Source organism: Polyangiaceae bacterium (genome assembly GCA_020633205.1).
Lineage (GTDB): Bacteria > Myxococcota_A > Polyangia > Polyangiales > Polyangiaceae > JAHBVY01.
Map to the genome: position 1 here is coordinate 176,710 of JACKEB010000014.1, position 19,978 is coordinate 196,687.

A 19,978-nucleotide genomic window follows, 5' to 3' on the forward strand; every position below is an offset into this window, starting at 1 on the left:
GCCTGCAGGTGCTGAACAGTCATCCAGCGGCGACTTGAGCGCCGCTTCAGCCGCGAACAAACAGCAATATGTCGCGGAGCCCTGAAAAAATGGCTCCACGAACCCCTCCAAGCAAGTGCTCACCTCTGCCGGTGTTACTTGCCGCTGGAGGGACGCTTGGGGCAGGCTTAAGCAGTATGCGTGGGCTGACGAAACTCGGCGTGCTGAGCCTCGGCTTGGCGGCGTTTCTCCAGCCTGCTTGCTCCAAGGATGACGAGCCCACGAGCCACTCCGGGAAAGAGCGGCTGCAGTGTGACGGCGTGAACACGGTTTCGGCGGAGACGCGCCTGCTTACGCGGGTGCAATACGACAACACCATCCGCGACTTGCTGGGCCTCGATCTCCGCCTCGCGCAGGATCTGTTTCCGCTCGAAAACACCGCAAACGGCTTCAGCAATAACGCCCGGGCGCATCAAGCGTCGCCCCTCGGCATCGAGAAGTACCTGGAGGCCGCCGAGGTGCTGAGCAGCGAACTCACCGCCGATGAGCTAGCGGCTTTCGTTCCGTGTGAGCTGAGTACCGCCGATGAGGCGTGCGCTGGTGACTTCATCGCCCAGTTTGGCAAGCGCGCTTTCCGCCGCCCCCTAACGGACGCCGAGGCGAGTGGCTTGCTCAAGGTCTTCCAGAACTCCTCCCCCAAATACGGACCAGAAGAAGCGCTCCGCCTGGTGTTCCAGGCGCTGCTGCAGTCCCCGCAGTTCTTGTATCGGCCGGAGTCGATTTCGGTGGCCACCGCGGAGACCGGCGCCGTGCAGCTTGGGTCTTATGAGATGGCCTCGCGCCTCTCGTACTTCTTGTGGAACACCACACCTGACGCTGTGCTGTTCGAGGCGGCCGACAACGACGAGCTGCGCACTGCGGAGCAAATCGAGGCTCAGGCGCGGCGCATGCTCGCCGATCCCCGGGCGAGGGAAGTTGCACTGGATTTCAACCGCCAGTGGCTTGGCCTCGACCGCCTGGACAGCGTGGTGCGGGAGGAGACGCCCGGCGTCGAGGCACCGGTTTCGCTCAATCAGATGCAGCTGCCGGGGTCGTGGCGCGAGTCCATGGAACGGTTCCTCGGGGAAGTGGTCTTCGACGGAGAGGGCACCGTGCACGACCTGTTCACGTCCCCAGTTGTCTACGTGGATGCGGAGCTCGCCAAGCTCTACGGCGTTGAGGCGCCCGCAGAAGGCTTCGCGCGAGTGGAACTCGACCCGGACGAACGCGCTGGGTTGCTCACCCAGCCGGCGCTGCTCGCGATGTTCTCACACCCCGATCAATCAGCGCCGATCAAGCGCGGCGTGTTCGTGAGGGAGCAGATCCTGTGTCAGCCCATCGATCCGCCACCGCCCAGCGTGGACCAGACACCACCGGATCCGAACCCCAACCTCACCACCCGTGAGCGGTTCGCGGATCACACATCGATCCCAGGTTGCATCGACTGCCACAAGAAGATCGACGGCATCGGCTTTGGTCTCGAGAACTACGATCAGCTCGGTCGGTTCCGTGCGGATGAATTCGGCATTCCAATCGACGCTTCGGGGCAGGTCTTGGAGGCGACTGAAGAGCGCCTCAACGGCAAATTCAACGGCGCCGTTCAGCTCTCCAAGCGGCTTGCCGACAGCGCGCAGGTGCAAGACTGCATCGCCACCCAGTGGTATCGCTACGCGACCGGGCGGGTGGAGAACGACGCAGACGGTTGCAGCCTCCAGCAGGTGCACGATGCCTTCCAGGCCTCTGGTGGGAAGCTGAAGGAGTTGCTCGTCGCGATCACCTTGAGCGACGCTTTCCGCTATCGCCGCCCCGGCAGTCAGGACGGTGCGCAATGAAGAAGCGACGTGCTGCCTCCGGCGAGCGACTGCAGAGCGCGTCGAATTCTTCAAGTGATTTTGCCGTGCGGAAGCGAGGGACGCTGCGGCGTCGGGCTTTCCTCAAGGGCGCTGGGGGTATCGCCCTCGGTCTGCCGTTGCTTCACAGCCTCGATGTAGACGCAGGTACCCCGCCGCCGATCAAGCGCCTGGTGTTGATGTACAACCCCAACGGCACCATCGACGACGCGTTTTGGCCGACCTCCGGTGGAGAAACCGACTTCGTGCTCGGCGAGATGCTCGCTCCCCTCGAGGCTTGGCGGGACAAGCTACTGTTGCTCAAGGGCATCGACCTCAAGGTGACAACCACAGGACCCGGCGGCCCTCACCAGCGTGGCATCGGTGGTCTCTTCACCGGCACTGAACTCCAAGAAGGCGACTTCGCCGATGGCTGTGGCTCCACTGCAGGTTGGGCCAACGGCCAGAGCGTGGACCAGGCTTACGTCGATCACCTCGGTGTGGTGACGGCGCTTCCGAGCCTCGAGCTAGGCATCCGCGCAACGGCCGCAGAGGTTCGCTCGCGCATCGTGTACGGCGCGCCTGGTAGCCCGCTGCCTCCCATCAACGATCCCCATCAGGTGTGGTCGCGGCTGTTCGGCGGCTTTGCCGGGGACCCAGACGAACGCCTGGTGCAGTTCGACAAGCGCAAGAGCGTACTCGACGCGGTCCAAGGGCAGTTTTCGCTGCTCAACCAGCGCGTGAGCTCTGAAGATCGTCAGAAGCTCGAGGCCCATGGCGAGATGGTACGTGAGCTGGAGCAGCGCCTGCAGCTCGCTGCGAATTCGGGTACGGGAACGGGCGGTACTGACGGTGGTAACGGCTGCGCGAAGCCGCAGGACCCAGGCGAGATCTCCGTCGACGACGAGAACGAGATGCCGCGGGTCACCCAGCTGCAGCTCGAGCTCCTAGCGATGGCCTTCCGCTGCGACCTCACTCGCGTCGCTAGCATTCAGTTCTCGAACGCAATCAATGACATCCGTTTCCCGTGGCTTGGCAGCATGGGCTCGGGTCATTCACTGAGCCACGCGGGGCCAAGCGACGCAGACTCCCGCATGCAGCTGGTCAAGCGCGGCGCGTGGTTCTGCGAGCAGCTCGCCTACTTGATGTCGATGCTCGACGCCATCCCCGAGGGTGACGGTACGGTGCTCGACAACACACTCATCGTGTGGTGCAGCGAAGTTTCCGCAGGGAACACGCACTCGCACAAAGACATGCCATTTTTGATTGCTGGCGGCGGAGCCGGCAACTTCAAGATGGGGCGCTACCTGCAGTTCGATGGCGTTGCGCACAATCGACTGCTGGTTAGCCTGTTGAACGCGCTGGACGTGCCTGTGGATAGCTTCGGCCTTCCCGAGTTCAACTCCGGCGCGCTCTCAGGTCTCGGCGGCTAGCTACGTCAGCGGACTCACGTAGTAGAGCCACAACGCAGCGACCTCTCGGGTCATGAACCAAGGCAGCTTTCGCAGCCGCCGCGATTCCGTGGCCGGCACGGTGTAGACCTCGACTCCGGCGCGCTGGTAGGCCAGCTTGATGCGCGGCAGGTGATAGAAGTGGCTTACCGCTAGGACCCGCTTCGCCCCGATGCGCTTCAGCATCGGCACGGAGTTCTGAACGGTGTCGTGAGTCGTCAGACCTTGTCGGTCAACCAAGATGCGGTTTGCTGGTACACCCATGCGAATAGCCAGACGACGCATCGCGAGTGTCTCATGGGTGCCGCGATCACCTGGACCGCCGGAGACCACTAGCCACTCCGCCTTGCCTGAAGTCACCAAACGGCTCGCCGTGCGCACCCGGTCCGCGAGGGCGAGCGATGGCTTCCCGTTGGGATACACGCGCGCCCCGAAGACCACCACGGCGTCCGCCGGTCGGCGATAGTCGGTCTTGCCGAAGAGCACCATCTGGGCCACCGGACAGGCAAAAGCGACGAGCGCCAACACAGCCACTGCCCGCCACTTCGCGAACCGCCCCGGCCGAAAGTCGTTCTTGAGCGCGCAGAGCATCACGCTCAGCAGGGCCACGAAGATCAGCGCCGACACGGGGATGGGGCGCGGTGTGTGTATCCTCCCGGAATGAACTGCCACGCTGAAGGCGATGGCGTTTGCACCGCAGAACGCCATCAGCAACATGCTCCAACCGATGGTGAGCTGGCGTCGGAGTGTGCCGAGCCGCGGGCGGGCTGCAAACGCCCCCAACACGATCGCGGAGAGGAGCACGACGCACCAACTCAGCCAGTGTGGCAGACCACGCAGGTCTACCCACCAGCCGCTTGCGTCGAAACCAGGTGCGAGCGCGTCTCCCAGCGCGTTCAAGGCGCTGAAACCTCCAAAAAACGCAGCCACACCGCGCGCGAGCCCCCATTTTGCGTCTCGGAGGTGCCAAGAGTGTTTCGCGCGCTCACCGGAGAGGGTGGGTGAGACGAGTGTGCGGGTCGCGTCAGTCACGGCTTGCCTGCTGCTCCCCAAACGCCATCGCGGGCGAGGATACTCCCGTCACCGTCCTGAGGCCAAAAGCCGCAAAGTCAGCCCCGCTTTCGCTTCATCCAGGCTGGTCTAAGGACCCATGGACGGGTCATGCTGAAAGATATGGGTTCGAAATCCTTGGCTGGACGACGCTTGGCTTGGCTCTCGATCGTTGGGGTGTCTCTGGGCGCGGCCTACGCCTGCAATGAGTACGACGAGTCGCTGTTGCTCCCCGGGGAGACGGGTGGCACCGGCGGTACAGTCGACGGAGGCGGCGGGGTCAGCGGCGGCACCGGCGGTGGCCCCGACAAGACTCCTTTCTGGCATGAGAAGGCCGCCAACGGCTGTGACACAGAGGGCATGCCGACCGCGGATCAGCGACCCACCACTGCGGACAGCGACGACCTGCCGCCGCTCTACCTCGGCATGATCACGATGGGCTTCGGCAGTGCGAAGAACGACAAGGCTCGCACCCCGGATCCCGAAGTGCGCAACACCGTTGGCTTCGATATCGACGGGCGCTGCACTGACTCCACGACCTGCACCGGCCAGGCAGCAGAACTGGGCTGCAAGAATGACAACGCTCTGCCGGATGGCGATCAGTGTCGCGACAACGCCTTTGGCGGCGTCATCTCCAAGATGGCGGAGATCCCAGAGCTAGTACCGTACGGATACACCGAGGCTCACTGGAATTGCGGCTTGCTCCACGGTGAGTTCATGCAGATGTTCAAGCTCACGGGCTACAACGGAACCTTGAACGATCCGCAAGTTCGGGTTGATATGTACTCCTCTGACGGCGCTGACGGCCTGGCACATGACATTTGTGGTTCGACGGGCAGCAACATCCCGAGCGACTGGTACGACAACGTCGCTTGGTTGGAGTTTGACCCGTTCCGCGTCTCCAAGCGCTACCTCACCAAGCAAAGCGGCTTTGAGATGGGTACCCTACCGGATTCGATCTACGCCGACGCAAGTGCCTACGTGCGCAATGGCTATCTGATTGTGCAGCTGCCGGACCCCTTCGAGATCTGGCTTACCGGCGAGCGTAGCTACGGCCATACCGCAGGGATACGCTTGCTGATTCATCGCGGTGTGATTGCTGGCAAGCTGGAGCTGAACTTTCAAACCGAGAACTGGTCGATCTCCGAGGGCACCCTCGGTGGTGTGATCGCGCCGAGCGACTTCATCTCCAACCTGAAGGAGGTTGGCGTCTGTGGCAATCTCTGCGGCGCTGAGCAGCCCTTGCTCGACTACATCAACCAGCACGCTGATGCCTTGGTCGCTGGAGATCCGAACCCTGACGCCAACTGCGATGGCCTGAGCTTGGGGATGCAGTTCACCGCCAAGGAGATCTTGCCGGGGCCGATTTTCGATCCGCAGGTTCCAGCGGAGTGCTCCCAGGTTCCGTCCGACGCGCCGCCACTCAACTGCGGCTGTCCGTGCATCCCGATGGGTGGAGCGGGCGGCACCGGGGGCACGGCCGGCACGGGTGGCACTGGCGGAACCAGCGGTGGCACCGGTGGTACTGGTGGCGTTGGCGGCGCCACCGGCGGTGCCGCGGGTACCGGCGGCAGCAATTGATCCTGTGGAAACTGGTGAGGATCGGATGACGGCGTAGAGGGCGCGGAGGAAAGCATCTATCCTCCCGCCGCTCATGCAGGAGAAGGGTTGGGTTCAGGCGCTCGGGCCTGGGTTGCTGTTCGCTGCCGCGGCGGTCGGCGTCTCGCACTTGGTGCAGTCGACGCGCGCGGGAGCGTTGTTCGGGCTTGGGATGTTCGGCGTGATGCTGCTTGCCAACCTGACCAAGTACCCGGCGTTCCGCTTCGGGCAACAGTACGCCGCGGCCACGGGTACTTCGCTCCTCGAGGGCTATCGACGCCAGGGTACGTGGGCGCTCTGGCTCTATGCGCTGCTGACCTTGCTCACCATGTTCACCGTGCAAGCCGCGGTGACGTTCGTGACGGCTGCGCTGCTCGTTGCGACCTTGAATCTGAAGCTGAACCTGATCTTGGTCAGCGCCGGGTTGATGGCGTTGTGCGGGGGGTTACTCGGCATCGGGCACTACCGCTGGCTGGATAGGGTGACCAAGCTCTTGGTCGGCGTGTTGACCGTGACGACGCTGATCTCGACTGCGCTCGTGCTACCCCGTGTGTCGTGGGGGTCCCTGGTGGACGTCGGCGCGCCGTTCGCGGCGGGTAAGCCTTCCCTGCTCTTCGTCGCGGCCTTCATGGGCTGGATGCCCTCCGCGATTGATGTTGCCGTGTGGCAATCTCTCTGGGTGCTTGCCCGGCGCAATGACACGGGGCACGTCCCCAGCGTGCGAGAGTCGATGATCGATTTCCACATCGGTTATGTGGGTACGGTTGTCCTGGCTGCGTGCTTCATGACGATGGGCGCCGGCGTGATGTTCCACACCGGGAGGAGCTTCGCAGAGTCGGCGCCGGGCTTCGCGAGCCAGGTCATCAGCCTGTACACGGAGACCCTCGGGAGCTGGGTTGCGCCGGTGGTAGGAATCGCGGCGTTCGCCGTGATGTTCTCGACGACCCTCACGGTAGTGGATGGCTTTCCTCGGGCGATTTCCGTGTTGGTGGCCCGCCTCCGAGGGCCTGAAGAGGCTGGGCGCGATGAACAGGAGGAGCGGCCGCAGCGCATCAGCTATTGGGCCGCCATGGCTGTGCTCTTCGTCGGCTCGAGCCTCGTGATCTCGGTGTTCTTGAAGAGCCTAAAGACGATGGTCGATGTCGCGACCACGCTCAGCTGCCTCACCGCGCCGCTACTGGCAGTGCTGAACCACCGCGCCGTCAACGGTCAAGAGGTGCCCCCAGACGGGCGCCCGCGACCTTGGCTCCAGTGGCTCTCTTACCTCTCGATCGCGTTTTTGTTCGCCTTTGCGATTGGCTATCTGGCGCTTCGCTACGGTTGAGTGGGCTCGAGTCAGTGCTGGGTCTCGGAGGTCTCCTCCAAGAGGCTCTGCGCGCGTTGTCGCCAGGGCTCCGGAGGATTATCCGCAAGGAAAGCCTCCAGGTTCGAACGCGCCGCTGCTGGCTGCCCGCTGCGGTTCAGGTAGTGGGCAAGCGCTAGTCGGTGGTTCGGTTTCGGTGACTCCCGGACCAGACCTCTCATCAGGTCTGCGGCGTCTTCCGCGCGATTGCACTGGGTGAGCGTTTCGGCGTATTCCAGGGCGGCGCTGTACTCGCGATAGCGAGGGTCGACGCGCATCAAGCGGTCATATAGTTCCAGGGCCCGAGGTAGCTCTCCGCGCTCTACCGCGCAGCGCGCCTGTCCATGCAGTGCCCTGGGCCTACTCGGCTGTATCTCGAGGATGCTCCCGTAGATCTTCGCGGCTTCCAGGTAGTTCTGCTGACGCTCGAGGCGGTCCGCATGCTCCAGCTGCTGCTCCACCGGATCGAAACCCTGCAGCTTGCTCCATACCAGGTACAAAATGGCCCCGATCGGAAACCCAAGTACGAGCAAGAAGTACCAATACGCCGGCGCTCGGCGCTTGGTTGCGTCGTAGAGGCTCCACAAGGTGAGCAGCATCAGTCCGAACGAGATCAGCCGCACATCGCTAACCTACACCGAGCTACGCGCTGGCTCACCTGCGGACTCACGCTGGGTCCGCCGTTGTTTCTCCGCTCGCTCCCGTGAGCCTCGTGTTTCGGCGCGAAACTCCCGTCTTTGGCGCGTCGCGTGCTAGCCTCCTCAGCGAGGCAAGGGTTGAGCAAAGGGCGAGTGCTGATCATCACCAGTGACGAGGAGCTGTGCCTCTCGCTCCAGCGCGCGCTTATCAAAGCGGATTTCACCACTGAAACCGCCGACTCGGCGATCTCGGGGGTGAGCGCGGCGGTGGAGTCTCAGCCTCACTGTGTGATCTGCGACCTCTACTTGGAAGACATCGAGGGCACCTGGGTGATCGCCAAGCTGCGCGCTGAGCGCAGTGAGATCGCGATGGTGCCTACGCTGATTCTGGGTGACGCCTTCGATCTGGACACAGCGCTTCAGGGCCTGCGCTCGGGGGCTGACGCCTATCTGCTCAAGCCGATCACCGACAAGGCGATCGTGCATCAGGTCGAGGCGTTGATGCGTCTGGTGACGCGCATCCGCGAGCGCAGAGACTCCTTCTTGCCGCCCAGCAGCTTGGGGCCGCTGGCGCTGCGTGGAGATCTCGAGCAGATGAGCCTGGCCACGGTGCTGATGGTGATCGAGATGGAGCGCCGCAGTGGCCGCCTGACCATCACGACCGGCGGGGAGCCAGACAAGCGTGCGGCGTTCATGATGGCAGAGGGTACGTTCGTGGAGAGCACCCTCGATGGCCGCCCACTCGAGCTGAAGCGCGTGCTCCGCGACGTCCTGGGCTGGAAGCGCGGGCGCTTCTGGTTCGCGCCGGCGACGGATTCTTTGACGCCGAACTCACGCGGCACCATCGGCGGCGTGCTGCTCAACGTAATGCGCGAGCTCGACGAAGAGAATCGCTGAGCGGGTGCGGACCGACAGGTTGCGAGCCGGCCCCTACTAGTATTTACGCGCGGAAACGCGTCTCTCTGAGACGAAGCCGGCGGGTGAGTTGCGCAGGACCAAGGGTTGCTGCGCGCTTCACCGGTCACGCGAAGCGCGTCAGAGCCGCTCGTCGAAGACGTCGGTCTTCGGCTTCGGTGTGGGCTTGGGAGCGGGAGCTTGGGGCTTGCGATTGGCCCAAGCCTTCTTCTCCGCTTCGGAGGGCTCGCGCGGAGCATCCGCGCTAGCGGAGGGCGCCGCTGAGGCTGCGGGCTCCTCTGCCTTTGCGGGCTCTTCCTTGGGGGCGGCTTGCTCAACCTTCTCGGTGGGCTGCTCCGCCTCGGGCTTGGGTGCCTCTGCCGCGGGCGTCGGTGGTTGTGCTGCTGGCGCCGCGGGCGCCGCACTATCTCCGCCGCGGGTGAAGCCCCATACGGTGGCGATCAAGCCAACGGTCACGGCAGCGATGGCGATGTACAGCGGCGCGCGGCGCTCCTTCGGCTTCTCCTGGGTGCCGGTGGCGCCGAATGCGGTCGCAGTCGAATGCGTATCGCTGGGCCGGTTCACTGAAACCATGGAGGGCCGCGGCGGCTCCATATGGCTCACCGTGCGCGGCCGACCGCCTCCCTCGAGGATACGCACGACGCGAGCGGCAGAAGAGACACCGATATCGCCGGCGTACGGACCCAGATCCATCGCGAGCTCGCCCACGGATTGGTAGCGCTTGGCCGCGTCCTTCTCGAGGCACTTCGCGACCACAGGCTCCAGGTCCTCCGGGAGATCCGGGCGCACGATGCGCATGGGCGGAGCGGTGTTCTCCAGCACCAAAGCGCACAGCTGTGGCATCGAGTCGGCGACGAAGGGCAAAGTGCCCGTGAGCATTTCGTAGAGCACCACGCCGAGGGACCAGATGTCGGCGCGCGCATCCACGTCGCGTGCTGAGCGCATCTGCTCCGGCGACATGTAGAGAGGTGAGCCCATGGAGACCTGAGTCTGCGTGAGACTCGAGACGCCCATATCGCTCGTCACCTTGCTGATCCCGAAGTCCAAGACTTTGGCGATGGGCGAGCCGTCCCCCCCGCGGGTCAGGAAGATGTTCGCGGGTTTGATGTCGCGATGAACGACGCCCGCCGAGTGGGCGGCTGCGAGTGCCTCGCACACCTGGAGTGTGTACAGAGCCGCTAGCCCAATATCCAAGGGACCCTCGGACTCGACGATCTCCGACAGGTCCTTCCCCTCCAGGTACTCCATCACCATGTAGGGGGAGCCCGTGTCTTCCATCGTGCCGACGTCGATCACGCGAGCGACGTGCGGGCTCTTGATTCGCACGGCGGCTTGCGCTTCCCGGAGGAAGCGAGCGGCGGTGTTCTCGTGTTTGGCGACGGCGGGGAGCAAGAACTTCAGCGCGACGCGATCGTTGAGCACGACGTGCGTCGCTTGGACGACGACGCCCATTCCGCCAGCACCAAGCACCTTTTCGACGCGGTACTTGCCTGCCAGCACATCGCCCGGCTTGACCTCTACATCGACGTTCTCAGCGACCGCGCTCATTGATTGTTTTCCTTCGCCACAGCCTTCTAACTTTAGAGTTCCGGCCCATGGACCTGCAAGGAACAGGTCCAATGAGTTCGGACTTTTGTAGGTGCTCTCCCACACCGCTTCCCGGGCGGCCGCTTCGGAGGTGCGTTGTACGGACGGCGTATTCGGAGTGTAACGTCACGCTTCCCCCCCTTCGCTTCGGCCGAGCCTCAGCTCTTGCAGCAACGGTGCGCTGCTGGGCCCCTTCAGCTACAGGCGTCTGCTTCGATAGGTGGCTGGTGCGCGGTTCGATTCTCACGGAGCACAGTTGCCCACACCACTCGCACTACCTGCATGATGGGCTGCGGCGCACCGTCTGTTGTCAAGCGCCGCGCTCCCCCGAACCCAAAAGGCAGGCGCGGCGAGCGTACGTCTTCGTCCCTTGAGTTCCGGGGCGAGCGACGGCCGACAGGATTGCTACATGATGGTGCGACGTAGCGGATGCTCGCGGCCGCTGTCCTGCGCGCGTCCCCACACTGGCTTGAACAGCCAATAGTGGCCGTACTTCTTCTCGTAGTCGTGGAACTCCGCTTCCAGGCCGACCTGAGGCTCGAAACCTTTGCGCAACTGGAAGCGGATTTCACGCCCGTAGTAGAGGTACCCCGTGCGGCGCTCCCAGTCTTGGAAGCTCCACGACTCGAGGATCTTCAGTACGTTGGGGTGGAGGCGTTCGTTGTTCCAGATCACGTAGCCAGGCGTGCCTTCCGCTGACTGAGCGACCATCCCCGAGTCGCCCGTAGGAAAGCGCTCGATCACGTAGCCACCTTCAGGACGACGCATCGAGAGTGCGAGGTCGGTGCCATCCAGCGTCACCTCGACATCAGCGCTCCTCGGCTCGTAAACCAAATGGCCGTGCTCTGAGCGTTCGGAAGCGAAGAGACAGCCCGCGTCGACTTCGGCCACGCCATAACCATGAATGACGTTGAAGTCGGGACAGTAGGGCGCGACGAGCTGACGCAGCGCCGTCTCCAGCGAGCGCGGCATCACGTAACCACCACAGGCGAAGAGCATGGTCTCCGGCAGCATGGGCGTCTTCGCCAAGTGCCGGAACAACAAGTCCGCCATGAACAAAGGCTGGCCGATCAACATGACCGGCATCTTTTCCAGATGGGCGAAATGCAGCGCCCGCGAGCCAGTGGAGTGGCTGAGGTAGGTATCCACCGTAACGCCAAAGTCAAACGTGCCGACACACGCTGGATACGCGTTGATGATCATCGGCAGCTTGCCTTCGAAGCCTTGGACCAGGTGTGGCCAACGGCTTTGAAACAAGGCCATCAGGTTGCCACCGGCGCGTAGCGTGCGGAAACCATACGGCCCGCGATCGTGACTACCGGATGAGTAGGAGAGGACGTCGCCTGCTTTGAGGGAGTGCATCTAGAAGCTTTAGTGGGCGGTGTCGGCTGTTGCTGTCGCGTTTGGCACGTGAAGACGGCCCATCGAACACAGCTATGAACCCCGAAGCATACGCGACAGAGAGGCGTTGGCGAAAGCCCGGGGGGAAGTAATGCGAGTCGCGGTAGCAGTGCTCGCTACGGTTGCCGCTTGCCGCCTGCTTCTGTCGCCTGCTTCCTGTCGCTTGCTTCCCGTCGCTTGCTGCCACCGCTTGTTCATTGGGGCGGAACGTCAGGCCCCCGTGTTAGCGTCTGCGGTTTGGAGGTGCGGTAGATGTCGGACAGCTTTCGCGTGCGCCAGGCGACCATCGACGACCTGGATCGGATTCTCCACGTATGGACTCGCGGCATCGAGTCGAGCCTCGGGACACCTCCCCCCGACGACAAGGACTACAAGACGTACTTCGCCGAGCGCCTGCTCGATCAGACGGACGTCTTCAGCTTCACCTGTGCTGAGAACGCGGCAGGTGAAGTGGTTGGTTGGATCAGCCTGTCTCCATTCCGCTCGAACCCGGCCGTGAAGGGCGTGATGGCCGAAATGAGCGCGTATGTGGACCCAGCTCATGTGTCGAGCGGCGTCACTGGCTTCGCAGTGAAGAGCGTGCTGGAGAACGCCGATGTGTCACCGCTCCAGTACATCGTTGCGTTCACCCTGGTGAGCAACGTCGGCGTGCTCAAGCTGTGTGATCGCTTCGGCTTCAAGCTCGTCGGTACGTACCCGGTGAGCTCCAAAGCGCCCGACGCAACACCGCTTGCCTACCTGGTGCGGCCCTGCGCCTATCCTGAGAAGTAGAGCGCTTCCGCTGGCAAACGCGGCAGAGCTGGGGACTACTGGTTCGGCTCGAAGCGCAGCGTGGTGAGGGTGCCTGGACGCACGATCAAGCGATCTTCGACCACCTTCAGGTTCTGCGCGTCCGTCCGCCAGTACGCCTGGACCACGACATCGTTCGCGGGCTTGATCCCAATGAAGCCACCAATGGCCAGCGCGCCCTGCGTCTCACTGAGCTGGGTCGATGGCACCTGAGGCGAGAAGTAGAACTCCCGCGACTGCGCGCTCATCACATCGCAAGAGTTTTCAATCGCGAAGCGCACGTGGGGCGCGCCTTGCTGAGTTGGGTCCTTCTCGGCGTTGGGGCAGTCCACCGCTTCCATCGCGATCGCGCCGAGGTTTGGATCTCCAGCAGTCTCCGCGTCGTCCGGAAACAAGCTCACGAAGTCTTCTGGCCGCACCAGGAACAGCGCGTACAGGCGGTCTCGAGTGACGGGGCGGCTGAAGTACTGCAAGTAGTCCAGGAAGACGCGGTTCTTCGCGTCGGGGCCCTTGATCTCGAAGTAGCCCTGATAGCCCGTGCGTCCGCGATTCGAGGTGGTGGGCACCGCCAACACGGCGAGCCCGCTCGCGTCGCTGGTTGCTTCGGCGACCACGTTCTCGCACTTCAAATCGCTGCGTGAGGCGCAAGCCTTGACGGAGATCCCCTCGATCGCCTCCGACGGATTCACCAGGTTCACGATCGCGAGGGTGATGTTCACGGTGTCGGTGTCCGCCATGTTGTTTGGCTGGTTTCCGACGCAGGAAAAGTCCTCCCCCATGCCAGCGTTGTGGGTGCCCTCGCCAGGGCCGTTTCCGCCGTCGTACGAGTAGTCGCCTGGCTTGCAGGAAGCCGCCACCTCCGTGTCTTCGATGCCAAGCACATTGGCGCAAGCGGTGACGAGTAGCAGGGCTGAGGCGAGAACGCTTTTCCGTAAGGTAATCATCAGAAGTTGCCTCCCAGCCAGACGCCGGTCGCACGGGGACCGACCGCTGGAGAGACTTGAAGGTGACCAGTTGCAGGTGCTTGCTTCTTACTCGGTGCAGTCAGCAGCAAGATCACGCCGACGGCGCCGAGCACTCCGCCACCAGCGAAGAACAGCGTTGAGAGGTTGGCTTGGCTCTTGGCGTCCTCTGCCAACGTTTGACGCTCCGCAGTGGGACAGACTCCGTTGCTGCAGTCCGCGTCGGCCCACTTGTTCTTGGCGCTGAGCCCAAACACGCCGCCAACGGCGAGACCCACGACGCCTGCGCCAGCGAGGATGATGCCCGCGGTGGTCTGGCCAGAACCGTCGCTCCCGGTATCAACGGGCCCAGGCTGTGGTTGCGGAGTGACTTGTGGACCCGGCGCGGGCGTCACTGGCGTCTCGGGTGGCTTCTCCACCGGTGCGTCTTCGAGCTCGGGTACTTCGATCGCGATGGGCTCGGTCACACCCGTGGTCGGCACGTCGAACGCCTTCGCCCACTCCTTCTTTCCCGGCGCGTTCACGCTCAACAGGTGCGGACCCGGATCGATGGGCACCGGGGTGTTCCAGGTCGCCGCATACACCGGTGAGCCGTCTTGTTTGATCTCGAGACCGTCGATGCGCGCAGCGCCCTTGACCACGATGTTCACGCGCACGAGTCGGCTCTCCAGAGCACTCGCGCGTTCTTGTGCGACGTCGGCGCGATCCTTCTGTCCTGCGCGCCGTGCGAGCGTCGCGGCTTCCAGGAACTCCGCCCAAGCGCTGGCGGTCAGGCCCTGTTGCTCGTGACAGTCGGCGAGGTTCAGCAGCGTTCCAAGTGCGGGGTCGAGCTTGTTGCTCGCCGCGAACTTCGGACAAGCCTCCTCGTAGTTCTCCGCATCCTTCAGCTTCTTGGCTTGCTGAAAGAGCGCCTCAGCCGTCGCCCGATCTTGCGGGGACGTCTGAGCGTGAGCGAGCGGTGCGAAGCTCGAGGCGAGCAAGGTCGTGATGACCATCCACGTGGGGCGGACTGAGCGCATGTTGTCGCCAGTATATTCAGGTCTTTTGCCTGCCGCCCAGCATGTGGGCAGGTTTAACTAGCTGAACACCTGGCGCGTAATGCCGGCGACGGAAGCCAAGGCCTGCCAGTTTCTTGCTAAGCAGACCCCGTGAACTCACTCAGTGTCGGTCCCATCGGCGGGCATCTCGGTGCGCCTCGCCTGGCGCCCGCAGAGTCCCGAGCCAGCGACTGGATCGACTCCCGCGTGCTGGCCGAACAGCGTCGGGGTGTCGAGTCCGTCTCGGGTGCCGTGCGGCGAAAGGTCGGCGACGCGTGGCTCACGCTGGCGCTGCGCGTACATCGCGGGGTCGTCGACGGCTCCCGCATGACGCTCGAGCTGATGGCCGTGGGCGCCCCAGCTGAGATCTTGGATCGCAGCGAGGCGTCTTGTGCGGAGCTCACCGATGTCAGTGCCATGGCCTTTGGCGTCGCCTCAGCCTACCTCGAAGGCCCGCGCTCCCCAGGCGGCCTGGAGGAGCCGCAATCCCTCAGGGTGGAGCCTGCCGGGCTAGCCGCCGGAATTTTCTGCGAGGATTTTTTCGGGGGTGAGGTCGCGCTGGGTGTCCACCAAGCGCTCCGTAGGACCACTCTAGAGCCAGAAATAGCACCCATCGTCGAGGCGATTTGCTCTGCCGCGCGGAACCGGCTGGAGCTTGCGCGGGCTGCTTTGTTGTGGCTACTTGGTGGCCCAGCGAGTGGCGCAATCAAGACCTTGGAGGACGTCAGCCCAGCCCAAATCACCTGGGAAGGCTTCGCCCCCTTCACCGCGCCCGAGAGCCTAGACAACGTAGATGCAAGGGACCCAGCCTTGGAGCGCCGCGGCCTGCTCTCTCTCGAAGCGCTCGAGGAGCTCGGCGCGCGCTATCTCGAGCAAGCGTTGCCGCGCCTGCGTTCCGAGCTCTCAAGAAAGGCCTGTCACTGATGACGTATCAAGCGTTGTTCTTCGACAACGACGGCGTGCTGGTAGACACCGAAGGCCTCTACTTCGAGGCCTCCCGCAGTGTGCTGGGCGAGCTGGGCATCGAACTCACTCATGACATCCACCTCGACATCAGCCTTCACCAGGGAAAGTCGGTGTTCGAACTCGCGCTGCGTGCGGGCGTCGACGAGGCTGAGCTACCTCGATTGCGCACGGAGCGAGACGCCCGCTATTCAGCCTTGCTGGAGGCCGGTGTGGAGCCGATCCCCGGTGTGCTCGATGCGCTCGGCACGCTGCGGGCTCGCCATCGCGGCACCAGCCGCCGCATGGCGCTGGTCACCAGCTGCTTGCCGCACCACTTCTGGCAAATCCACCGCGATCGCCAAGTGGTCGACCACTTCGATCTGGTCTGGACGCCGGATCGTTACGGTCCCCACAAGCCCGATCCCGAGCCGTATTTGACCGCTGCCGCGGAGCTCGGCGTGTCTCCCGCCGCGGGCGTGGCGATTGAGGACTCCCCCCGCGGAGTTGCTTCCGCGCGGAGCGCCGGCATGTACGTGATCGGCATGCGCTCCGACTTCGCTGGCGACGCTGTGGACCTGAGTCAGGCGGACGTGGTGCTAAATCACGTGGGTGAGCTGGTCGCGCACCTAGATCAGCTCTAGATCGCCAAGATGCTGCGTATCGATGCCTTCAGCGACGTCGTTTGTCCCTGGTGCTTCATCGGCAAACGGAAGCTCGAGCTTGCTCTTGCCCAGCGCCCGGAGCTCGAGGTCGACCTGCGTTTTCATCCTTTCCTGCTCCACCCCTACCTGAAGCCAGAGGGCGAGGACTTCGCCGCCTTCGTGATGCAGAAGTTCGGCAGCGACCCGGGGAAGCTGTTCACGCGGGTGCTGGGCGTCGCGCGGGACGCAGGTCTCGAGTTTCGCCCGGAGCTCATTCAGCGCATGCCCGACACGACCGCCGCCCACTGTCTGATCAGCTGGGCGCCGGCCGAGCAGCGCGCGGCGCTCGTGATGGCGTTGTTCAGCGCCTATTTCTGCGAAGGCAAAGACGTTGGAGATATCCAGGTCCTGGCGGAGCTTGGCGCTGATTTCGGCCTCGATCCGGCGCTCTCCGTCGAGCGGCTCGCAGCGGGGGTCGACCGGGAGGCGATTCGCGAGCAGGCGGCTGAAACCGCAGACCGTGGAATCACCGCGGTGCCCTTCTTCCTGATCAACGGCCGCTGGCCAGTGCCGGGCGCTCAAGAGCCGGAGACGCTACTGCGTGTCCTCGACAAGGCTCAGGCCACGGGCGCCGAGGTGCGGTAAAGGTAAGTTGTTTCCGTGGGGAAGTTTTGGATGTCGATAGTGGGGAGAGTCTAGAAAAGCTCAGCAACCCCGGGCCCGGCGGATCCCCTCACCCACACGGACCCGGGGGCGCGTATCGCCAACCGTTTCCGGTCGTCGGTCGCGCGCGCTGAAGAGACGATCCGCGCAGTTCCGGGAGCGACGCTGTAACCACCCAGCGGCATAGAGATCGGATTCTGGACTCGGATCGTGCACGTCGAGTCCCGTCACGCTCCCACGGCGGAAGTTTCGGGTAGGTTGCGCTGTGGTCTCAGCAGCTATTTGGCAAGCCTTGCCTCGATTGCGTCACACACCGTCTTGAGCACTTCGATCCGCGCCCACTGCTTGCTTTCTGCGCTCACCAAGTGCCACGGCGCATGTTCAGTGCTCGTCTGGCTGACCATGTCGTCGGCAGCCGACTCGTACAGGTTCCACTTCTCGCGGTTTCTGTAGTCTTCCGGCCCGATCTTGTGCTGCTTGTAGGGGGTCTCTTCGCGCTCCTTGAAGCGACGGAGCTGCTCTTCCTTGCTCAGGTGGAGCCAGAACTTGATGAGCACCGTGCCCGAGTCCACCAGCTGCTCTTCAAAGTCGTTGATCTCGGCGTACGCACGGCGCCAATCCGCTCGGTTGGCAAACCCCTCCACCCGTTCCACCAGCACCCGGCCGTACCAGCTGCGATCATAGATCGTGAAGCGACCGGGACGGGGGATGTGCCGCCAAAAGCGCCACAGGTAGTGATGCGCGCGTTCCTCTTGCGAAGGCGCGGCGATAGGGATGACCCGAAACTGCCGTGCGTCGAGCGGACGGATCATGCGTCGAATCGCTCCGCCTTTCCCCGCGGCATCCCACCCTTCAAACACCACGACGACGGACACGCCCTTGCTTTTGACCTTGCGGCTCAACTTGTTGATGCGCCCCTGCAGGCGCTCGAGTTGATGCTCGTAGTCCGCCTTCTCGATGTCTTTGGTCAGGTCGACGCGGTCGAGCACCGTCAACGGATCGGCGACGTTCGGGTCCGGAGGAGCCGACTTCGCGCGCGACCCATGGGAGGCGAGGTGCTCTTGAATGCGCTCGAGTATGTGCTCCCCCATCGTAACCGCGCGGTAACGAGCATCGGTGCCTTCGATGATCGTCCACGGCGCCTCGCCGCTGCCGGTATCCCGAAGCGCCCGTTCGCTGACCGCGCGAAACTCGTCGTAGGACTTGAAGCGCTTCCAGTCTTGCTTGGTGACGCGCCACGCAGTCTCCTTGTTGCTCTCGAGCTTCTTGAGGCGTCGGCGCTGCTCTTTCTTGGAGAGGTGGAACCAGAGCTTGATGATCAGCGCGCCGTCGTCAGACAGCATGCGTTCGAAGTTGCGAATGTGCGCGAGCTGATCGGCCAGCACTTCATCGGTTTCATTACCCAACACCCGGGAGACGATCGGCTGGGTGTACCAGTTGCCGATGTAGATGCCGATCTTTCCGCGCGGAGGCGTCTTCATCCAGTAGCGCCAGAAGCGGGGCCGCTCGGCCTCGTCCTGAGTTGGCGTATCGAAGGCGTGCGTCTCCAGGTAGCGCGCGTCGAACCACTCGTTCAGCAGGTTCGCCGACTCACCCTTGCCAGCGCCGTCGACGCCGTTCAGCAGGATCAACACGGGGAACGGCGCGTCCGCAAGTTGGCGCTGAATCGTGAGGAGCTCTTGCCGTAGGTGCGGGACTCGCTCGTTGTATTCGTCCTTGGTCAGTGCGTGTCCCAGCTCGGCGGTTTCGAACATGGCATGACGCTATCACGGGTCTGTTACTTCCGCGCGGGCCTCGAGTGCGCCGAGCAAGCTCTGCAGTGACGTCAGGAGATCCCGCAGGATTTGCTCATTCCCGAGCCGCCTACCCAGGTCTCCTCGCAGCTCCTCGAGTACCTCCAACCCTTCCAGTAGTCCCCGCCTACCGCGCTCTGTGAAGCGAACCAGCTGCGCTCGGCCGTCGCTTGGATCGGGGACTCGCTCAACGAGATCGAAGTCGACGAGGTCATCAACCAGCTGCCCCACAGCTTGCTTGCTCACCCCCACACGATCCGCCAGCGTCGTGAGGCGCGTGCCCTCCAGGTCGATGTGTGGGAACAAGGTGGTGTGCGCCATTCGCACGGGCACTCCCCAGCGTTGACTGGCGAGCCGCAGCGCCTGTTCGTTGAACAGGCGAGAACACTTGAAGAGCAGCTGTCCAAGGCTTGCTTGCTTCGCTGCCTCGAGGCGCGTTTCGTAAGAGCCGCTGTCGCTGGTTGCCCGTTCAGCTACCCGCTTTGCTCTTTTTCCACCGGCCGAAACGGCACGGGTGTTTCCGCGTTTGGTCGCCATGCAGCCTCAGTCTTGCGCGCTCTCGGAATATTCGTCAAGTAAGCTTGACTAAATCCGGAAAGGTGATTCACTAGGCCACGGAAAGGAACCAGATGGAGCAACCCAAAGTACTTGAAGAGCTGGCGCCTGGCGTTTGGCACTCGGAGCACGATCTATTCCTCCTCGGCGCAGTTCACTTCCGCACGCGAATGACGGTGCTGGACACGGGGGACGGCCTGATGTTGCACGGACCGGTGCCGCTGGATGAAGCGCAGGCGGAGCGCATTGCGAAACTTGGGGACGTGAAGCACATCGTGGCGCCCAACAGCTTTCACCACCTGTACGCGCGGCCCGCCGCCGATAAATTCCCCGCGGCAAAATTGTGGCGCGGAGAGGCGTTGGTCACGAAGCGCCCGAACCTCCAAGGGGAGGTGATCGTCGCCGGTTCTGAGCCGAGCTTCGGGGAGACCAAGAGCTTGGTGGTCGGCGGCATGCCGAAGCTAGACGAGGTCGTCGTCCTACACCCAGGGACCCGCACGTTGGTGGTCACCGACCTGGTGTTCAACATCCTGGAGTACAAAGGCTGGCTGAGCGGCGTGATGTTCCGCTTGACTGGCACCCACAAGAAGCTCGCTCAGTCGCGGTTACTTCGCTCGGCGATCAAGCAGCGGGCCGCTTATGAGCAGAGCCTGCAGGAGATCTTGAGCTGGGATTTCGAGCGAGTGGTCATGGCTCACGGCGAAGTAATGGAGCGGGACGGCAAGGATCGACTGGTGCAGGTACTCGGCGGCTGAGTGTGTGT

18 protein-coding genes are annotated in these 19,978 nt (G+C 63.5%); 10 read left to right on the forward strand and 8 right to left on the reverse strand.

Annotated elements, in window-relative coordinates; translation table 11 throughout:
* The first annotated feature begins 176 nt into the window (after positions 1–176).
* Both H6718_20785 and H6718_20790 read left to right on the forward strand, forming a co-directional pair.
* Positions 177–1,850 (forward strand): DUF1592 domain-containing protein, encoded by a 1,674-nt coding sequence (locus H6718_20785; protein MCB9587853.1) that lies wholly within the window; start codon positions 177–179, stop codon positions 1,848–1,850.
* Positions 1,847–3,280: a DUF1552 domain-containing protein gene (locus H6718_20790; protein MCB9587854.1), complete on the forward strand. Its 1,434-nt coding sequence runs from the start codon at positions 1,847–1,849 to the stop codon at positions 3,278–3,280. Before H6718_20785 ends, H6718_20790 begins: the two co-directional genes overlap by 4 nt.
* On the opposite strand, the gene H6718_20795 is transcribed toward H6718_20790, so the two are convergent.
* On the reverse strand, positions 3,281–4,330 hold the full coding sequence (locus H6718_20795) for a YdcF family protein (GenBank protein MCB9587855.1): 1,050 nt from the start codon (positions 4,328–4,330) through the stop codon (positions 3,281–3,283).
* 141 nt (positions 4,331–4,471) lie between these two features.
* Here H6718_20795 and H6718_20800 point away from each other — a divergent pair, with 141 nt between their 5' ends.
* Both H6718_20800 and H6718_20805 read left to right on the forward strand, forming a co-directional pair.
* On the forward strand, positions 4,472–5,929 hold the full coding sequence (locus tag H6718_20800; GenBank protein MCB9587856.1) for a hypothetical protein: 1,458 nt from the start codon (positions 4,472–4,474) through the stop codon (positions 5,927–5,929).
* Between the two features lie 73 nt (positions 5,930–6,002).
* Entirely contained in the window at positions 6,003–7,271 is a 1,269-nt protein-coding gene (locus H6718_20805; protein MCB9587857.1) for a divalent metal cation transporter, read from the forward strand.
* Between the two features lie 11 nt (positions 7,272–7,282).
* On the opposite strand, the gene H6718_20810 is transcribed toward H6718_20805, so the two are convergent.
* Positions 7,283–7,912, reverse strand: coding sequence for a tetratricopeptide repeat protein (locus H6718_20810; GenBank protein ID MCB9587858.1), 630 nt, complete (start codon positions 7,910–7,912; stop codon positions 7,283–7,285).
* A 153-nt stretch (positions 7,913–8,065) separates the two neighbouring features.
* Here H6718_20810 and H6718_20815 point away from each other — a divergent pair, with 153 nt between their 5' ends.
* Positions 8,066–8,824 (forward strand): response regulator, encoded by a 759-nt coding sequence (locus H6718_20815; protein ID MCB9587859.1) that lies wholly within the window; start codon positions 8,066–8,068, stop codon positions 8,822–8,824.
* Positions 8,825–8,962: 138 nt separating this feature from the next.
* Here H6718_20815 and H6718_20820 read toward each other — a convergent pair whose 3' ends face one another.
* Complete coding sequence (locus tag H6718_20820) at positions 8,963–10,390, reverse strand: serine/threonine protein kinase (GenBank protein ID MCB9587860.1); 1,428 nt, start codon at positions 10,388–10,390, stop codon at positions 8,963–8,965.
* Between the two features lie 444 nt (positions 10,391–10,834).
* Positions 10,835–11,791, reverse strand: a complete 957-nt coding sequence (locus tag H6718_20825; GenBank protein ID MCB9587861.1) for a hypothetical protein — start codon at positions 11,789–11,791, stop codon at positions 10,835–10,837.
* 291 nt (positions 11,792–12,082) lie between these two features.
* Between H6718_20825 and H6718_20830 the strand changes: the two genes are divergently transcribed.
* Positions 12,083–12,601: a GNAT family N-acetyltransferase gene (locus tag H6718_20830; protein ID MCB9587862.1), complete on the forward strand. Its 519-nt coding sequence runs from the start codon at positions 12,083–12,085 to the stop codon at positions 12,599–12,601.
* Between the two features lie 35 nt (positions 12,602–12,636).
* Here the strand turns inward: H6718_20830 and H6718_20835 are convergent, their stop codons facing one another.
* A complete protein-coding gene (locus tag H6718_20835; GenBank protein MCB9587863.1) occupies positions 12,637–13,563 on the reverse strand; it encodes a hypothetical protein in 927 nt (308 codons plus the stop codon).
* Positions 13,563–14,600 (reverse strand): hypothetical protein, encoded by a 1,038-nt coding sequence (locus H6718_20840; protein ID MCB9587864.1) that lies wholly within the window; start codon positions 14,598–14,600, stop codon positions 13,563–13,565. The genes H6718_20835 and H6718_20840 overlap by 1 nt, the downstream gene beginning before the upstream one ends.
* Positions 14,601–14,729: 129 nt before the next feature.
* Here H6718_20840 and H6718_20845 point away from each other — a divergent pair, with 129 nt between their 5' ends.
* From H6718_20845 to H6718_20855, 3 genes are read left to right on the forward strand one after another with little or no spacing between them, the layout of a single operon-like run.
* Positions 14,730–15,542 (forward strand): hypothetical protein, encoded by an 813-nt coding sequence (locus H6718_20845; GenBank protein MCB9587865.1) that lies wholly within the window; start codon positions 14,730–14,732, stop codon positions 15,540–15,542.
* Entirely contained in the window at positions 15,542–16,204 is a 663-nt protein-coding gene (locus H6718_20850) for an HAD family phosphatase (protein MCB9587866.1), read from the forward strand. Before H6718_20845 ends, H6718_20850 begins: the two co-directional genes overlap by 1 nt.
* 9 nt (positions 16,205–16,213) lie before the next feature.
* Complete coding sequence (locus H6718_20855; protein ID MCB9587867.1) at positions 16,214–16,849, forward strand: DsbA family oxidoreductase; 636 nt, start codon at positions 16,214–16,216, stop codon at positions 16,847–16,849.
* A gap of 296 nt (positions 16,850–17,145) precedes the next feature.
* Here H6718_20855 and pap read toward each other — a convergent pair whose 3' ends face one another.
* Together pap and H6718_20865 are read right to left on the reverse strand one after the other, a co-directional pair.
* Entirely contained in the window at positions 17,146–18,621 is a 1,476-nt protein-coding gene (gene pap / locus H6718_20860; protein MCB9587868.1) for a polyphosphate:AMP phosphotransferase, read from the reverse strand.
* A gap of 12 nt (positions 18,622–18,633) precedes the next feature.
* Positions 18,634–19,197: a winged helix-turn-helix transcriptional regulator gene (locus H6718_20865; protein ID MCB9587869.1), complete on the reverse strand. Its 564-nt coding sequence runs from the start codon at positions 19,195–19,197 to the stop codon at positions 18,634–18,636.
* 92 nt (positions 19,198–19,289) lie between these two features.
* Between H6718_20865 and H6718_20870 the strand changes: the two genes are divergently transcribed.
* Complete coding sequence (locus H6718_20870; GenBank protein ID MCB9587870.1) at positions 19,290–19,970, forward strand: DUF4336 domain-containing protein; 681 nt, start codon at positions 19,290–19,292, stop codon at positions 19,968–19,970.
* Positions 19,971–19,978: the final 8 nt, after the last annotated feature.

Excerpts from the sequence above, each read along its gene's own strand:
- H6718_20790 (MCB9587854.1), top strand. The coding sequence starts at position 1,847 with ATGAAGAAGCGACGTGCTGCCTCCGGCGAGCGACTGCAGAGCGCGTCG.
- H6718_20805 (MCB9587857.1), top strand. The coding sequence starts at position 6,003 with ATGCAGGAGAAGGGTTGGGTTCAGGCGCTCGGGCCTGGGTTGCTGTTC.
- H6718_20820 (MCB9587860.1), bottom strand. The coding sequence starts at position 10,390 with ATGAGCGCGGTCGCTGAGAACGTCGATGTAGAGGTCAAGCCGGGCGAT.
- pap (MCB9587868.1), bottom strand. The coding sequence starts at position 18,621 with ATGTTCGAAACCGCCGAGCTGGGACACGCACTGACCAAGGACGAATAC.
- H6718_20870 (MCB9587870.1), top strand. The coding sequence starts at position 19,290 with ATGGAGCAACCCAAAGTACTTGAAGAGCTGGCGCCTGGCGTTTGGCAC.
- H6718_20785 (MCB9587853.1), top strand. The coding sequence starts at position 177 with ATGCGTGGGCTGACGAAACTCGGCGTGCTGAGCCTCGGCTTGGCGGCG.
- H6718_20840 (MCB9587864.1), bottom strand. The coding sequence starts at position 14,600 with ATGCGCTCAGTCCGCCCCACGTGGATGGTCATCACGACCTTGCTCGCC.
- H6718_20800 (MCB9587856.1), top strand. The coding sequence starts at position 4,472 with ATGGGTTCGAAATCCTTGGCTGGACGACGCTTGGCTTGGCTCTCGATC.
- H6718_20830 (MCB9587862.1), top strand. The coding sequence starts at position 12,083 with ATGTCGGACAGCTTTCGCGTGCGCCAGGCGACCATCGACGACCTGGAT.
- H6718_20835 (MCB9587863.1), bottom strand. The coding sequence starts at position 13,563 with ATGATTACCTTACGGAAAAGCGTTCTCGCCTCAGCCCTGCTACTCGTC.
- H6718_20855 (MCB9587867.1), top strand. The coding sequence starts at position 16,214 with ATGCTGCGTATCGATGCCTTCAGCGACGTCGTTTGTCCCTGGTGCTTC.
- H6718_20825 (MCB9587861.1), bottom strand. The coding sequence starts at position 11,791 with ATGCACTCCCTCAAAGCAGGCGACGTCCTCTCCTACTCATCCGGTAGT.
- H6718_20850 (MCB9587866.1), top strand. The coding sequence starts at position 15,542 with ATGACGTATCAAGCGTTGTTCTTCGACAACGACGGCGTGCTGGTAGAC.
- H6718_20865 (MCB9587869.1), bottom strand. The coding sequence starts at position 19,197 with ATGGCGACCAAACGCGGAAACACCCGTGCCGTTTCGGCCGGTGGAAAA.